This window comes from Pseudoalteromonas sp. A3 (assembly GCF_025942345.1).
Taxonomy (GTDB): Bacteria; Pseudomonadota; Gammaproteobacteria; order Enterobacterales; family Alteromonadaceae; genus Pseudoalteromonas; species Pseudoalteromonas atlantica.
In genome coordinates this window covers 372962-389894 of the sequence record NZ_JAPCKL010000002.1, presented here as the reverse complement: position 1 = coordinate 389894, position 16933 = coordinate 372962, and the positions used below count along the sequence as shown (strand labels likewise).

Annotated in this window: 15 protein-coding genes; 3 read left to right on the top strand and 12 right to left on the bottom strand. The window is 39.5% G+C overall.

What is annotated here, in order from left to right; translation table 11 throughout:
* Positions 1-30: 30 nt before the first annotated feature.
* Complete coding sequence (locus tag OIZ54_RS04815; RefSeq protein ID WP_004586453.1) at positions 31-1248, top strand: BCCT family transporter; 1218 nt, start codon at positions 31-33, stop codon at positions 1246-1248.
* 9 nt (positions 1249-1257) lie between these two features.
* Positions 1258-1959 carry a TorF family putative porin gene (locus tag OIZ54_RS04810; protein ID WP_004586454.1) on the top strand — a complete coding sequence of 234 codons (702 nt, stop codon included), beginning with the start codon at positions 1258-1260 and terminating at the stop codon, positions 1957-1959.
* A 260-nt stretch (positions 1960-2219) separates the two neighbouring features.
* Here the strand turns inward: OIZ54_RS04810 and OIZ54_RS04805 are convergent, their stop codons facing one another.
* The 3 genes from OIZ54_RS04805 to fdxA form a co-directional block, all read right to left on the bottom strand.
* Complete coding sequence (locus OIZ54_RS04805; protein ID WP_264389870.1) at positions 2220-4127, bottom strand: putative bifunctional diguanylate cyclase/phosphodiesterase; 1908 nt, start codon at positions 4125-4127, stop codon at positions 2220-2222.
* A gap of 237 nt (positions 4128-4364) precedes the next feature.
* Positions 4365-6611, bottom strand: coding sequence for a carbohydrate binding family 9 domain-containing protein (locus tag OIZ54_RS04800; protein WP_264389869.1), 2247 nt, complete (start codon positions 6609-6611; stop codon positions 4365-4367).
* A gap of 140 nt (positions 6612-6751) precedes the next feature.
* Positions 6752-7075 carry a ferredoxin FdxA gene (fdxA, locus tag OIZ54_RS04795; protein WP_055254052.1) on the bottom strand — a complete coding sequence of 108 codons (324 nt, stop codon included), beginning with the start codon at positions 7073-7075 and terminating at the stop codon, positions 6752-6754.
* 192 nt (positions 7076-7267) lie between these two features.
* Here fdxA and OIZ54_RS04790 point away from each other — a divergent pair, with 192 nt between their 5' ends.
* Positions 7268-8875, top strand: coding sequence for an NAD(P)/FAD-dependent oxidoreductase (locus OIZ54_RS04790; RefSeq protein WP_264389868.1), 1608 nt, complete (start codon positions 7268-7270; stop codon positions 8873-8875).
* A 68-nt stretch (positions 8876-8943) separates the two neighbouring features.
* Here OIZ54_RS04790 and OIZ54_RS04785 read toward each other — a convergent pair whose 3' ends face one another.
* From OIZ54_RS04785 to OIZ54_RS04745, 9 genes are all read right to left on the bottom strand, one after another.
* The gene (locus OIZ54_RS04785; RefSeq protein ID WP_004586461.1) at positions 8944-10245 is read right to left on the bottom strand and encodes a DEAD/DEAH box helicase; all 1302 of its coding nucleotides are present in this window, start codon (positions 10243-10245) and stop codon (positions 8944-8946) included.
* A gap of 68 nt (positions 10246-10313) precedes the next feature.
* Positions 10314-10745: an excinuclease ABC subunit A gene (locus OIZ54_RS04780; RefSeq protein ID WP_096042945.1), complete on the bottom strand. Its 432-nt coding sequence runs from the start codon at positions 10743-10745 to the stop codon at positions 10314-10316.
* A 1-nt stretch (position 10746) separates the two neighbouring features.
* Complete coding sequence (locus OIZ54_RS04775) at positions 10747-11550, bottom strand: MipA/OmpV family protein (protein WP_082430525.1); 804 nt, start codon at positions 11548-11550, stop codon at positions 10747-10749.
* Position 11551: 1 nt separating this feature from the next.
* The gene (locus OIZ54_RS04770; protein WP_264389867.1) at positions 11552-12781 is read right to left on the bottom strand and encodes a beta-ketoacyl-ACP synthase; all 1230 of its coding nucleotides are present in this window, start codon (positions 12779-12781) and stop codon (positions 11552-11554) included.
* Positions 12781-13506 (bottom strand): 3-oxoacyl-ACP reductase FabG, encoded by a 726-nt coding sequence (gene fabG, locus OIZ54_RS04765; RefSeq protein WP_264389866.1) that lies wholly within the window; start codon positions 13504-13506, stop codon positions 12781-12783. Before fabG ends, OIZ54_RS04770 begins: the two co-directional genes overlap by 1 nt.
* Positions 13503-13958 (bottom strand): hotdog family protein, encoded by a 456-nt coding sequence (locus OIZ54_RS04760; RefSeq protein ID WP_029772004.1) that lies wholly within the window; start codon positions 13956-13958, stop codon positions 13503-13505. The genes fabG and OIZ54_RS04760 overlap by 4 nt, the downstream gene beginning before the upstream one ends.
* Entirely contained in the window at positions 13951-15120 is a 1170-nt protein-coding gene (locus tag OIZ54_RS04755) for a beta-ketoacyl-ACP synthase (RefSeq protein ID WP_264389865.1), read from the bottom strand. Before OIZ54_RS04755 ends, OIZ54_RS04760 begins: the two co-directional genes overlap by 8 nt.
* Positions 15120-15707, bottom strand: a complete 588-nt coding sequence (locus OIZ54_RS04750) for a DUF3261 domain-containing protein (protein ID WP_096042941.1) — start codon at positions 15705-15707, stop codon at positions 15120-15122. The genes OIZ54_RS04755 and OIZ54_RS04750 overlap by 1 nt, the downstream gene beginning before the upstream one ends.
* Positions 15695-16933 (bottom strand): NAD(P)/FAD-dependent oxidoreductase, encoded by a 1239-nt coding sequence (locus tag OIZ54_RS04745; protein WP_064387203.1) that lies wholly within the window; start codon positions 16931-16933, stop codon positions 15695-15697. The genes OIZ54_RS04750 and OIZ54_RS04745 overlap by 13 nt, the downstream gene beginning before the upstream one ends.

The window sequence follows — 16933 nt, the reverse complement described above, 5'->3', positions numbered from 1 at the left end:
GTTACTTTTATTCATTTTGGGAGGGCGATAATGACTATATGGCTTAGTGCTGGCATTATATTTACGCTACTTGCTGTTATTACTATTTTATTTAAATGGGGTAACGTACGCGTAGTAGGCGTAACACCAGTGAGAACTTTTACCTTTATCGCAATCTTATTTACCTCAGGCCTAGACGTTGGCCTAATCATGTTTCCATTAACCGAATTTGCAGGTTATGCAGACATAAAAGCAAGCCCAGAATACGCGTTTGCAAACCCACTGGCTATTGAGTTTGGCTACTGGGGATTCTTGATCTGGGGATTTTACTTTCTTACGTGCTTTTATTTCTGTGTAATAGAGCCCAAAGTTAAATTTTTCGAAATTTCATGGGTTAAGTTCATTAATAACGTAGTTATTATTGGCACATGTGCCTTTACAGCTTACCTACTGCTTTCTAACTTGCCGTGGTACTTACCAGAGCTAGGCGATGGTTCGAGCGTTATACCTACCTTCTACTTTATTGTATTTGCAGCTATTTGCTTTGCTGTGTACTCAAGTACAGATATTAAATACGTGCGCTTTTTAAGTATTTCTACAACGTGGTTATTTATCGCATTAATTGCCTTTATGTGGGCAGGTGCCTTTGTCGTTGGTGATAGCGAAATGTCGGCATTTACCAATAACCTTGCTGAAATTGGTACTTACTTTGCCAATATAAATCAGTTTGTTTTACCGCTTAATGACTACCATGAATTTTATCTATTTTGGTGGTTTGCGTGGAGCATTATGATTGGTCAATTTACGTCTCGTTTTGTAGGCGGCCTTAAAACATACCAAGTATTAGGTGCAATGTTGATATTTCCATCTATTCCGATTGCGATTTGGTTTAGCGTACTTTATCACTACCACGAAATGGGTATTTCAACAGCGGGTATTAAAAACTTTGCGATGGTATTTGTTGGGATAGTGTTTGTTATTAATTCGCTTGATTCATTAATACGCTTATACACAGATAACCTTAACTTAACGGTTAAACGTTTAGGTAAAATGAACTATATGATACTCAATATTGTTGCCCTTTCGTTACTAACCCTATTGTTTAAGCTTGAGTTTTTACAAATTCAATGGGTTGGCGCGTTAGTAATTGCACTGTTTTTTGGTTGTGCTGCGTTTATTGGCTACAGCAAATTTAAAACGGTTAACAATATAGACAGTTCGCCAAAAGCAAACAAAATAGATTACACAAAAATAGAAACTGTACATTAGGGATCAACAATGAATAACAAACTAAAACAACTAGCAGTAGCGCTACCTTTCGCTCTTTTATCAACTACGGTGTCAGCTAACTGGTCAACAACCATTACAGCAGCATCTGACTATACTTTTAACGGTGTAACACAAACTGATAACGACCCTGCAATTCAAGCAAGCCTTGATTACGCGTTCGACAGCGGTGTGTACGCAGGTGCATGGGCATCTAATGTAGATTTTGGTGATGACACTGATTTTGAACTTGATGCCTACCTAGGTAAATACGTGCAATTAACTGACACGGTTAGCGCTGATTACGGTATTGCTTATTACACATACCAAGGTAATAACAGCGATGGTAACTACGCCGAAGCCTACACAAAATTTGGCTATGCAAGTGAGTATGGTCAAACAGAGCTAAACTTTTGGTATAGCTGGGATTACTTTGGTACAGGCGCTGGCCATGTTATTTCTATGATTGCCCACACCTTTGAAATTGCCCCAAATCATGCCATTCGTGCAAGCTTTGATATTTCTAATTCGCTTGATGGCGAAAAATGGGCATGGGATGTAAACCAAAAGAAATCATACAAACATTACCGTCTAGCGTACCAAACTAGCTACGAAGGCTTTGGTATTGAGATTGCTGCTGAAGACACAAGCCTAGATTACGATTACGCTGATGAGCGTATAGTACTTGCTATATCACGCACATTCGATTTATAAATTTGTAGTTGTTAGATTCTACAAACAAAAATGCCACTTTTAAAAGTGGCATTTTTTTTACTAAATTTTAAGGCTGTAGCCCTAAAGAACTTAGTTTTATTTAGGGGCAATTAAGCACAATACAGGGTTTAACGTTTTGTGGGCTAAATAGCTGGGCCAGTGAATGCTTAAGTTAATCGCTATCGGTAGGGGCAATTTCATACCATAGCCTTAGCCTAAAACCCTACATAAGCTATTAAATTACCTATAATAAACAGGCTCTAACTTTCTATTTCCCACGCGCTGGTGCCCGCTGCAGATAAGTTAGCCGTATTTTTACGCAAAACTTTGTTACCCACATTGATAGAGGATTCTGGGCGACTAACCAAATAACCTTGCACAGAGCTTACTCCCATGCGTTTTACAAGTTCAAACTGCTCGATTTCTTCTACGCCCTCTGCCACTATTTTAAGTCCTAACTTTTGACCTAATTCGCTAATCGTATTAAGGATGTCATTGTACTTTGGACTTTTATCGGCTTGAGAGATAAACGAGCGATCTATTTTTATTACATCAATGGGCAAATCAGCCAATGTACTTAATGAACTAAAGCCGGTACCAAAATCGTCAATAGCAATTGTCACACCTTCTGCACGAAGCCGCTCAAGCTCTTCAATCATACTTTTACTGGCTTTAATAAACGTAGACTCAGTTATTTCTAGCATTAAAGAATGCGATGGCAGCCCTGTGTTTTTTAGGTTTTTCATTATCCAATCGTACACTGAGCGGTGCTTTAATTGCACACCCGATACATTAACCGAAATTTTTACTTTGCGCATTCCGGCATTATGCCATGCCGCCATTTGCCTACACGACTCATGCATAATCCAATCGCCAAGCTCTAAAATAAGGTTAGACTCCTCGGCAATAGGTATAAACTCCGCCGGTGAAATCATCCCTTCTATAGGATGATCCCAGCGTGTAAGCGCTTCAAAATAATCTATCATGCAATCTTCTACATGCACGATAGGTTGAAACGATAAGTAAAAGTCTTTACACGCAACCGCTAAACGCAACTCTTCTAATAAATAGTGATAGCGGCGCATTTTATTACCCATCTCTGGGGAGTACACTTTAAAAATGCCTTTACCATCGCTTTTTGCACGGTACATTGCCACATCGGCCAATTGCAATAATGCTTGTGGTGTTGATGCGCTCTCTGGGTACGCCGCTATACCAATACTGGCGCTAATTTTTATTATTTTATTACCCAGTACAAAGTCTTTTTCAAGTTCACTGAGTACGTGCTTAGCAATATCGACTACTTTATTATCGGTATCTACCGACTCAATAAAAATTGAAAATTCGTCACCGCCTAAACGTGATAAATTTTGCTCTAACTGATTCGCCTCGTTAATATTACTTAACTTATGATGGCGTAATACGTTAGCTAGGCGCGTAGCAACCTGTACCAAAATTTCATCACCAAAGCTGTGGCCAAACGAGTCATTTACCTGTTTAAACCCATCTAGGTCAATAAACAATAAGGCGCATTTAAGCTGCTCTTCATCAGTAAAATTTATTTGCCTATCTATATGCTCAATATAAGCATGGCGGTCAATGAGCAAAGTTAGCTTATCTTGGCAGATACTTGTTTGTGTTTGCTTTAAATAATTAGCAACATGGGTATTTAAATTGTTTATTGACTGGCTTAAATTACCCAGCCCTGATGGGTTGCCGTGTTGGGGTTGTAGGTTAAAGGCTACAAGCAATTGATTAGCGTTGTTATTTAGCTGTGCAATTTGATGCTGATAAGAGATTTTTTTACGCTCTTTACGAATAATTGTAAAGCCAACAAACAATACCATACACACCAATATAAAGTTTATTGGCGACGTTAACGTCATTAAAATAAGCTTTGTTGCGTTTGCAGCGATAAATTCCGTGTCGGTAGTTTTAACTAACAAAAAATCGGCAGAAGGCTGGTGTATTAAATAGTGCCCATTGAGCATAGGGTTATACCAAGGCGCCATTTCGAGCGTTGTATCTACAATATCAAAGTGGCGTAAATCTATATCAGGGTTGAATAAATTAATGCGGTTAATCTGGTTTGTTAGTTCGATGTTTAAACAAAAGCAAAACAAGATAAATACAAAAAAAATGCCGCCTAAGGGTTTAAATTTATTCATCAACAAAATCCATCTAAATTACTTATCCTATAAACCCGTTACTAAAAGACGATTATATCGCCTATTTTTAGTACTAAGCAAGCCATAGCACAGTCCTTATTCATTAAAATTTTTAGAACTGTACTCAAAAGAATAAATTAATACTTAATAATTAATAATTAACTAATTAACTAATTATAGAGTGTGATGAATCAAAATAAACCACTTTGTTAAAGTTACATATTTTGGCCTAACAACTTATAGCTGCCATGCATAGCTCACTTTTGTAAAAAATGTGCGTTGATCTCTTTCAACGTGTTTTAGGGAATCGTCTTGATAGCTTTTATCTGAGTAGCCTAAATAAAATAATGTTTGAGCATTAATTTTGTACGAGTAAACTAATTGGCTGCCGTAGTCTTTATTAATGTGGCTAACTTGGTAGTAGTAGGCGTCTTTATTTCTATCAACGTCTTCAAATTGCAATATAAGCTTGAGCATAGCGCGCATGCTAAATTTATAATAAAGCCTAAAATCTAATAAGTTAGCAGTATAAACTCGCTCCCCTTGAGGGTTATCTAAAACGCTGTAGTTATGCGTAGCGTCTACTTGCCAATGATCGTTTATATCCCAAGTAACTTGCGTTTGCGTAGCATACGAATCGCCAATTTGCTCATTGGCGTAATCAATGCGGCTGCCATACTCACCATAAAACGAAAGCCATATATTATTTTTAGGTTTAAAGCCCGTATAAACAAAGCCAATATTTTGATTATAAAAAGCATCATTATAGTTTTCATAACGATGCAGTAAGCCAATTTCAAAAATAGACTGCTTTTGCCCTTTTAATGTTATAAACCCTTGGTATTCTTCTTCAAGTAGGTCGCCATTTTGCGCCCATGTTTTATCCCAATCAGCCTCATAAGACCATGACGTTAATAAACCAGATTCATCTGCATACCAGGTTTGTCCGCCCCCAAAGCCTACGTTCTCATAATCTACTTTTTCTTGATAACCTAAGTCAGTGCGATAGTCTTTACCTATGTTTTCGTAGCTGGCAAACAAATTGTAGTCACGTTTATCACGGGTAAACTCTATAGCGTACGCTTCATCAGATTGAGTTTTAGATAAGTTATAGTTACTTGTTAAAAAATCAGAGTTTTTAGAATCTGTTGTAGCTACCTGGTAGGTCAGTAGATCTGATTGATTAAACCAATAGCTGCCATCGACTGAAAGCACTGTATTGTAGTAATCATCGCTTTCGCGGTGAGTCGTACTTAGCCCTATAGTGCCTTGTTGGCCAATATCGTATTGATAACGCGCCGCTGCTGCATGGGTTTTATCCTCTAAAATTGCAAAACCAGAGCCTTGATTTGTTGGCAATAAAATATTGCTATTATTGTCATCGGCATACATAAATGCATAGCTATGTTGCCCTGTTTTACCTGTTAATTTTGCCCCTGCTTCAGGCTCTGCAATAGTGCGGGTATACAATAGTTCAAATAAACTGCTTTTAAAGTAGGATGCGCCATCTAAAAAAAATGGTCGTTTTTCTGCATAATAAATTGAGTACGTGGTATTTACATCAAGGGCTAACGCATCGCTTTCTATTTGCGAAAAATCTGGGTTTATAGTGGCATTAATTACCGCATCTTGTGTAACCCCCCAGCGTAAATCAAGGCCAGCCTCGGTGTCTATATCACCATTATCCCACTGCCCTGGCAAGGTAGCTTTTGAATCATTTCTGAGCGCCGTAAGTGTAGGCGTTAGTTGCAGATTTTTGCTGGCTTTTATATTTTTAAAACCATTTAGTTTATCAAACTGACATAAACTGCATTTTATATCTCGGTCAAACCCCATATTTGAAAGCTGATACAGTACATCACGTTGGTAATTTCGCATAAGGGCAAAGCCCCATGTTAAATCTGTTTTATTCTCAGGAAATCTTAGCGCTTTAAAAGGTATACGCATTTCAACCACAAACCCTTGGGCGGTAATTTGCCCTGCGCTATCCCATATTGCATCCCAAGACGGGTCTGATTGCCAGCCATCGGTGTCACTCATCCGCGTATCACCTTGCGCACCCAATGGATTTACATAAAATTCGTAAGCTGAACGTTCGTCGTTAAAAGTGTCAATAATTAAAATAACCGTATCATCTTGCCAAAGCGTATCTCTGTCACGTAGAGAAGCTGTAATTTCGCTCGGCTGTGGATCTTCGGCTACAAAAGCAACATATAAGTTGCTGCCATCTTCATACATGTAAGCATCAGTTTTAACCGGTGGGGCGCCCTTTTCGTTAGGCTCATCTTGAAATGCTATAGGAACTAAAGTGGCATTTTGCCAGTGGGGCTCATCAAGTACGCCATCTACAGTAATATCTGCATTTATATGTACAAGAGAATGCTGCTGTTTTTCACTGGCATAAAGGTGGTTAGAAAATAAAAGTGCTAATAAGAAGGGGAATAAAGCACTGCATTGTTTTTTTATAATTATTAAGTACTGCATAAACATCCATTTAGACGTGTTTACCCTTAAAAGGTAAACTTATTTATGCAGTGTAATTTAAGTCAGTACATTTGTTAATAGTTTGATACTAAAAACAATAGCTTTTTTAACTAATTAATATTAAAGGCTTAATTTAAAAGCTAGGTTTCAATTAATTTAAGCTTATTAGCCACGCCATTCCAACTATCGGCATCAGCAGGCGCTGGTTTTACCTCAACAATGCGTGGCCACACCAATGCAAGCTCAGCATTAAGCTCTGTAAACTCTTTTTGCTCTTCTGGCAGCTCGTCTTCTTGGTAAATTGCTTCAGCTGGGCACTCAGGTACGCATAATCCACAATCTATGCAATCAATAGGGCTTATTGCTAAAAAGTTAGGGCCTTCGTAAAAGGCATCTGCAGGGCACACTGCCACACAATCTGTGTATTTACACTTAATACAGTTTTCGGTGACCACAAACGCCATAATAGTTTAAACCTAGTAATTAATTATCTAAAGCGAGGATCATACCCAACCCCATTAAAAACACAATAAATATGTGCCATCTGCGGTCAATTTAACGTAATATATGCGCCCTTAATGTATAGCCATTACGTGCCCTACACTTCTTATTGTGAGCGGATAATATTACCGCTAAGACACCTAAAAGAGATAACAATGATACGTTTAACCGAAATAAAGCTGCCGCTTGATCATAACGAAGACGCTATAGGCCAAGCCATAGTTGATAAACTAAAAATACAGCCAGCGCAGCTACACAGCTACAATGTGTTTAAACGTGGGTACGATGCACGTAAAAAAACGGCTATTTTACTTATTTATACCCTCGATATTGAAGTAGATAACGAAGAAGCGCTGTTAAACGCATTTGCTAAAGATCAGCACGTAAAACCTGCCCCTGATACCTCATACAAATTTGTTGCCCAAGCCCCCGCTAACCTTACTGAGCGCCCTGTAGTAATTGGCTTTGGCCCGTGTGGATTATTTGCGGGCTTAGTGCTGGCTCAAATGGGTTTTAACCCTATTATTTTAGAGCGCGGTAAAGAAGTACGCGAACGCACCAAAGACACCTTTGGCTTTTGGCGTAAACGTACCCTTAATACAGAGTCTAATGTGCAGTTTGGCGAGGGTGGCGCAGGTACATTTTCAGACGGTAAACTATACAGCCAAGTGAAAGATCCAAAACATTACGGGCGTAAAGTTATCACCGAATTTGTAGAAGCCGGCGCACCAGATGAAATTTTATACGTAAGTAAGCCGCACATTGGTACGTTTAAACTTGTTACTATGATTGAAAAAATGCGCGCACGTATTATTGAACTTGGCGGCGAAATCCGCTTTAGCAGCCGCGTAGACGACATTCATATAGATGATGGACAAGTAACTGGCTTAACGCTTTCAAACGGTGAAAAGCTCAATACCCGCCATGTAGTACTTGCTGTGGGACATAGCGCCCGTGATACCTTTAAAATGATTCACGATAAAGGCATTTATGTAGAAGCTAAACCGTTTTCTGTGGGCTTTAGAATCGAGCACAAGCAATCGATGATTGATGAGTGTCGTTTTGGGCCTAACGCGGGTAACCCCATTTTAGGCTCTGCTGATTATAAACTCGTTCACCATTGTGATAATGGCCGCACGGTTTACAGTTTTTGTATGTGCCCAGGAGGGACTGTTGTAGCCGCCACCTCTGAAGAAGGCCGCGTAGTAACAAACGGTATGAGCCAATACTCTCGTAGTGAGCGCAATGCAAATAGTGCCATTGTAGTAGGTATTACACCTGAAAAAGACTTCCCTGGTCACCCGCTTGCCGGCATAGATTTGCAACGTAAACTAGAAGAGCAAGCCTATGCATTAGGCGGTAGCAACTACGATGCACCAGCACAGTTAATTGGCGACTTTTTAAAAGGAAAAGCATCGGGCGATTTAGGTGATGTACAACCGTCGTTTACACCAGGAATAAAACTCACCGATTTAGCAAATGTACTCCCGCAGTTTGCTATCGATGCAATACGCGAAGCCATTCCAGCCTTTAATAAGCAAATTCGTGGTTTTTCTACAAACGACGGTTTATTAACAGGGGTAGAAACCCGTACATCATCACCTATTAGTATCAAACGCGATAAAAGCTTCCAAAGCATAAATACTAAAGGTTTATACCCAGCGGGTGAAGGCGCCGGTTACGCAGGTGGTATTTTATCTGCAGGCATTGATGGTATTAAAGCGGCTGAAGCCGTTGCACTCTCAATGTTAGAAAACGCTTAACCCTTTTAAGTTATTAATCAAAAACCTCACTTAGTGAGGTTTTTTTAGAAGCGTTACACTTTGTAAGCTTACTTTTTAAGGGTAAGCTTGGCGCCTTTTAAGCTTTTACGCACATTTGAAATACGTGAGCGATTTACCGCACGTGCTTCGCCTGTTGCTTGGCCTGTTGGCTTATTCGTACGGCTACGACGTAAATGCGCTGGTTTTTTACCTATTTTATCAATAAGTACTTCACGGCTACTTACTTCATAACCCTCTAAGTAAACACGTTTGATTTTTTGGCCAATTAACGACTCTATTTCAAACAAGGTGTTTTCTTCTTCGCGGCTTACAAACGAAATTGCTTGGCCTTGATTACCAGCACGACCTGTACGGCCAATGCGATGTACGTAATCTTCTGCAAGCCATGGTAAATCAATATTAATTACTCGTGGTAGGCCTTCAATATCAATACCACGCGCAGCAACTTCGGTAGCCACTAAAACACGTACTTTGCCTTCTTTAAATTCACGAAGTGCACGGCGGCGGTTACCTTGCGATTTATCACCATGACATACAGTGGCAGGAATACCATCAAGGTTAAGCTCTTTAACCAGCTCATCCGCCGTTTCTTTCATGTTTACAAACACAAGTACCTGTTGCCAATTCTTTTTACCAATCAGCTCAGAAAGCAGCTCTTGCTTACGGCGCTCTTCAACTGGGTACACAACATGCTGTACCGTACTTGCAGTACTATTAGTTTGATCTACGCGAACAATTTCAGGCTGTTTTAATACTTTTGCTGCAAACTGCTTAATAGCCGCTGGAAAAGTGGCTGAGAAAAGTAAAATTTGGCGCTGCTCGTCACAACTTTTAATAACACTTTGCATATCTTCAATAAAGCCCATATCAAGCATACGGTCGGCTTCATCAAGTACTAAGTGTTTAACACTTGCTAGGCTTAAATTACCTAAACGAATATGATCAAGTAAACGCCCTGGAGTTGCAACTACAACATCTACGCCGTCTTTAAGTGCATTTGCTTGGCCTGCGGTATTAACACCGCCAAATAGGCTCACTACTTTTAAAGCGGTATGTTTTGCATAGGCTTTAAAGTTATTTGCTATTTGCTCTGCCAGCTCACGAGTAGGCGCAAGCACTAACGCGTGCGGAGCATTGCTTGTGCTTAGCTCAGATTCAGTTAATTTTTGGATGATAGGTAAAGCAAACGCAGCCGTTTTACCTGTGCCTGTTTGGGCACTTGCTAAAACGTCTTTACCTTTACGAACAGCTGGAATAGCTGAACGCTGAATGGGCGTAAGGGTGTGGTAATTAAGTTCGTCTAACGCCTGAATAAGTTCAGGGGAAAAACTAAAAGATTTAAAATTCATGCTGTATAACCTGCGGCCACATTTATCAAGGGTCGCAAATTATACAGCAAAAATGAGTCAACAGTTAGTTATAACTTAACTAAAGTGCCTTTTAATGCAACGCCAGCGATAATTGTACCAGCACCGCATTCATATTCCGTGCTACTTACAAACTTACGCTTTTTATAATATGATTGTATATTTACAACTGCGTTCATGCCTTCTTTTATGGCACGCTCTTGTAGTGCTTTTAAAGCACTAAGCATGACCCACTCGCACGCTTCACGATCACTTTTATTAAATGCGTTAGTTTTTTTATTAGTGATCACTTCACCGTATTTACTGCTCTCACTACCGTAGCTTTGATCAGCAAAGTAAAGAGGTACATCTAATAGCGCACTTTTGGCTTTACTGGTTTCTAGCAGTGATTGAATAGGATATTTACCTATATCATCACGTGCTTCAACCGCACTCACTGTTAACAAAGATGTAGCTAATAATAAGCTTGTCATTAATTTCATTTTATATTCCTTCTTTTGTATAGAACTTCCATGCAACTCCAAAACCAAACGAGATATTACTATCGTGTTTCACTAAGGGACTACGTTGCTGTTTGCTTTGGGCTAAGTGGTGATATTTAATAAAGCCACCTAGCCAATATTTTTTACTATCTAAATTAAGCCCCAGCGAAATATCGGCGCCCGAATACCCCGACTGAGTATTAAACTTTGAACGTGAATCATGCGTATCTGATGCTGATATACTATAATAATAATTTAAGTAACGACCGTCGGCAAAATTGGCATTTGCTCTTACGCTAGTGGTAATTTCATAAGTTGGGGCAATAAACACCGGGCTTTCATAGTAGATGCTCGGCCCATAACGCCAACCGACGTTAGTCACTGAGCTAAAATCAGTTGCCATAGCTTTACGGGTGAATAAGCCAATATAAAATTGTTCTGCCGCTTGGGGATCACCTTTAAAGTAATAATTTAGCGAAGGTCCAAGTTCAAACACCCAATCTAAATCATCCATGCCTTCTCGAGCTTGGTTATCTGCGCTGTCAACGGCTATACTAACTCCAGCAGATATATCTAGGTGTACATTATCAAAATGCCATAAGTAACCAGTAAAGCTATTGCGGTCCACATCTAACTCATCACTTTGATAACGAACATAAGGCACAGGCATTATGTATTGCTCACTTTGATCTGATCCTAGATAGTGGGGGATATCAGCCACAAACACACCACCGCCTATTTCTAATTTAGATGTAGCAAAACTCAATGGGCTAAATAAACACAAAAATAACACTAACCAAGGCATATTACTCACCTTTAAAGCGTTTAAAAATCAATGAGGTATTAATGCCACCAAATGCAAAGTTATTACTCATTATATAATCGGTATCTATTTCACGGCCATGTTCTGTAATATAATCTAAAGGCGCACACTCATTGTCTACTTCTGTCAAATTAATTGTTGGGGCAAACCAATTATCAGTCATCATATTAATAGTAGCCCATGCTTCTATTGCACCACACGCCCCTAAAGTATGCCCTAAATAGCTTTTTAAAGAGCTAATAGGTTTAACTCCCAGCGCATTAAAAGTGGCATGAGACTCAGCAATATCACCTCTATCGGTTGAGGTACCATGCGCATTGACATAACCTACTTTATCAGGTGATAAATTGGCATCTTGCAATGCCATTTCAATAGCTATTTGCATGGTATCTGAAGATGGTTGAGTAACATGTTGTCCATCAGAGTTACAGCCAAAACCGACAACCTCAGCTAATATATTTGCCCCTCTAGCTTTAGCATGCTCATACTCTTCAAGTATTAAAGTACCGGCACCTTCTCCTATAACCAAGCCATCACGGTTTTTATCAAATGGGCGAGGCGTATTTTTAGGGGAGTCATTTTTAATACTTGTAGCATACAGCGTATCAAATACAGCTGCTTCGGTAATACAAAGTTCTTCTGCCCCCCCTGCTACCATTATTTTTTGACGACCAAATTTAATTGCCTCATAAGCGTAGCCAATACCCTGCGAGCCAGACGTACATGCCGAACTTGTGGTGATCACTCGTCCTTTTATGCCAAAAAATACGCCTACATTTACTGGCGCTGTATGTGCCATCATTTGAATATAGCTTGTAGCTGTGACTCCAGACATTGAGCCACTTTCCAACATATTTGCAAATGCGAGAAGTGGCGGTGTTGAGCCGGTGGATGAGCCATATGCTACACCGGTAGAGCCATCTGTAAGACTTTTATGTTCAAGTAAATCAGCTTGCTCAAGCGCACGCTCAGTTGCACGTGTGGACATAAGTGCCACTCGCCCCATTGAGCGTATTTGCTTACGTTTATAATGGTTAGGTTTTTCAAAATGGGTGACAGGGGCAGCTAAGCGCGTATTAAGCCCATCAGCTTTATCCCATTCACGCATTGTTACAACTGCATTTTCACCTTTAATCAAGGCGCTTTTAAATTCATCCCAATCATCGCCCAATGCGGTTATAACCGACATCCCTGTAACAACAACACGTTTCATTAAACCATCCCGCCGTTAACCGAAATAACTTGGCGAGTGATGTAAGCAGCATCATCAGACATTAAAAATGCAACTGTACCAGCCACTTCGTTCACTTTTCCCATACGTTTAAGTGGAATCATTTTCATCATTTCAGCAACCGGAAGCTCATCCGTCATTGCTGTTTCAATTAAACCAGGCGCTACACAATTTACAGTAATTTTTCGCTTAGCTAGTTCCAGCGATAGGGCTTTGGTAGCGCCAATAATACCTGCTTTCGCTGCGCTGTAATTTACTTGCCCTCTGTTGCCCGCAATACCCGACACTGAAGCCATAGTAATAATGCGCCCACCTTTACGAGTTTGTACCATGGGCATAACTGTTGGGTGCACAACATTATAAAAGCCATCTAACCCAGTTCTAATTACGCTATCCCAATCATCGCCCTGCATTGCCGGAAAAGCCATATCGTTGGTAATGCCCGCATTACACACCACACCATAGTAAGCACCATTGTTTGTAATATCTTGCTCAATTTGTTGCTTTGCCGCTGCTCTATCGCATACGTCAAATTGTAGTAGTGTAGTGCTTTGTCCAAGTGCGTGTATTTCTGCACATGTTTGCTGAGCTTGCTCTAAACCAGTTCTGCAATGAACAGTAATGTCATAGCCTTGAGCTGCAAGTTTAAGTGCAATAGCCTTACCTATACCCCGGCTAGAGCCGGTCACTAAAATTCTTTTATTCATTGGTTTTCTCTTATAAATTCCAGCGGATCTTCTGGCTGAAATACATTTATTTTTGCATCACACAGTATTTTTTTATTTTCACTTATTTGGCATTCAAACACACTTAAACCAGATTCTTCTTGGTAAAGCTTGTGAACATAAATAGTTAAGGTGCTGTTTTTATAAAACATGGCCTGATGTGTTTTATATTTTCGCGTGCCGATCAAAAAGCCAATTTTAACCGCTTCATTAATATCGTTAGCTAATGCTCCAGCATAGGCAGCTATAGACTGGGCCATATATTCAACACCGATATAACTTGGCACTCCCTCAATTTGCTCATTATAAAAAGGGCTTTGGGGTGTAATAGTCACAGAGCAGGTTGCACTTTCATCGCTGTATTCAACTAACTGATCTATTAAGATCATAGGAGCATCGTGGGGTACAACCTGCTCTATAGAATAATTATTCATTATGAGTACCTAAAATCAAACTAGCATTATTACCACCAAACGCAAATGAGTTAGATAGACAGTAATTTAATTTAACCGTGCTAGCTTGCTCAATAACGTTAACATCTGCCAGCTTATTTCTGTGTGTGCATTTATTAAAAGGCAAAGTAATATTTCCTCTCCCTCTGAGCAACAGCCAACAAATACCTGCTTCAATTGCACCAGCTGCACCTAAAGTGTGCCCAGTTAAGTACTTACTGGAGCTCAGCGGTGTATTGTTGCCAAACACACTATTAATTGCAAGGGCTTCCATTTCGTCATTTTTAATTGTCGCTGTGCCGTGTGCATTTATATAGTCAATATCACTAGGTAATAAGTCAGCAACGGCCAGAGCTGCTTTCATTGCCGATTTTGCACCATTACCGCTAGGGTCTGGCGCCGAAATGTGATGAGCATCAGAGCTTTCACCACCACCTAAAAACATGACGCCATTTTCTAACGGTGCTTCTTTACTCATGACAAATAACGCAGCACCCTCACCAATATTAATACCATCTCTGTCATCGCAAAAAGGCTTACACATTCCAGTGCTCATTGATGCCAAGGCATTAAATCCATTAATGGTAAGTTTGCAAAGGCTGTCTACGCCACCACAAATTACAACGTCTGCTAAATCAGCAGTTATTAAAGCTTTTGCGCTAATGAGAGCTTTAGCACTTGAGGTACATGCCGTTGAAATACTATAACAAGGACCTAACGCCCCTACTTTTTCGGCTATGTAATGCGAAGGAGTAGCAAGTTCTTGATCAGCATATAAAAAGTCACTTGGCCACACACCTGAACTGTCGTGTTCAGCTCGAGCTTGTTCGCCATCATGCACCCCAGATGTACTTGTACCTACCACAACAGCAATTCGTGATTTATCAATATGTGAAAAACGATTAAGTGTTGGGGATATTTGCTCAAGGGCTATATCAATTAGCGTATCAATACGGTGCTTTTGACTTAGAGGAACGCAGTCCACGTGCCCAACATAAAATGGCAAACCCTCTGTGCTTAAATCTTTTGTCTTTAAAAGCTGTGGGGCTTCATTATTTTGTAAGTTATTTAGGCTAACAATTGTATCTTCAACGCCTTTGCCCATTGCACTTACAATGCCTAAATCATTTAACCAAAAAGTCACTAGTTTACCTTCTCAAATGTAATTTGATAATGTCGCTCACTATTATTTAGTACTGTTTTATTATTGCTATAATTTATTGTAATAATCGAGCGGTTATTTTTTACTACACGCCTTTGTGTGGCTATCTGCTTTATAATCGCCCCAGATATTTTCTCATTAAGAAATAATACAGGCCAATGCACTAAGGCAATATCTGCCAATATATAAGCTGGGTCTAAATCAACACCGACTATCATTTTAGTAACATTAGGTGGTTGGTTATTTAGTTTTTCAAGCTTTAAAATAGGTAAACCTTGTGTAGTCATTAACAATAAGTTGATAGTACCCTGCTTGTTTATTTCTAATTGTGCTAATAATGTATGCTCTTTCTCATTGTTTTGAATATATAAAACATGCTGCCAATTTTGATCAAACATTTGTACAGGCACATGCGAAATATCAAGTGTAGTGGCTGCAGAAATATCAATACGCTCACTGCTTTTATATGTGCTACTACATGCTGTTATGCAAACACACACTAAAGCTATAAAAGTACATTTTAAAAAGTGTCTGATATGAGCCTCAATAACTGGGATTAATTTTGACATAGCTGCGCTAATACATTTAAACGACGCTCACTTTGAGCAACAAATGGATTATTTTTATCCCATGCGTAACCCGCTAAAATAGCACTGATCATTTCACGAACCTGCGAGTTTTGCTCTGAATAAAAAATAACGTCTTGAAATCGGGTATCGTACCAACCTTTAACAAAGGTTTTAAAACAATCAACTCCTGCCTGCAATGGCTCGGCGTAACATTCCTCAAAATCAATTACTTCTCCATTTAAATAATCATCAATAAGGGGGGCAATTAAGTGTGCAGACTTTAAAGCAATAGTCACCCCAGATGAAAACACCGGATCTAAAAATTCACCCGCATTGCCTAGTAAAGCAAAATGCTTTCCATGTAGCGTACATACATTAGCAGAGTAACCACTAATGCTACGCGCTTGTGTTATAGGTACGCGATTAGCTAAAAGTTTTTTTAAGTAAGGGTCTTGCTCTATAAACTGTTTTAAGGTGTCAGCTTCACTACTCTCATTAAAGCGTGTTTGCTTTGCAACAACCCCAATGCTGGACGTGCCATCACTAAAGGGGATGAGCCAATACCAAACATCATTAAATTTAGGGTGAACGGTTATTAAAATTTTATTTCTATCAAACAGCTCGTCAGTAATGCCATCATTAAAGTGACTGAAATAAGCACTACGCACAGGAAAAGTAGAAGGTTTTTCTAAATTTAAAAGTTTTGGTAAAACTCGGCCGAAACCACTCGCATCAAGTACAAACTTAGCCCTTACATCATACGTTTGATTTTTATTATTTTGCACTTGCAGCGTCGCACTAGCAGCTTCATCAGTAAAACCAATAACACTATGCTGATAGCGAATTTCAACGCCTTGATGCTGCGCTCTATCAGCAATCAGCTTATCAAAATCAGCCCGTTTAACTTGAAAAGTAGTGCCCGGCCCTAGGCTAAATTTTTCAGTAAAATTTATAGCTGTATTTTGGCCATTACGATGAAACGCAGCACCATCTTTAAATTGAAAGCCAAGCTCATCTGCATGTTCATGTATTGTGTTAACTAGCCCAGCATCAGCTAAATACTCCATACATTGAGGTAATAAGCTTTCGCCAATTGAAAAACGAGGAAATACTTGTTGCTCTAGCACCAGCACTTTCCAGCCTTTTTGTACTAATAAGCTACTTACAAGTGCACCTGAAGGCCCTGCTCCTATAACCACAACATCATACTGCTCAAGGTTGTTCAA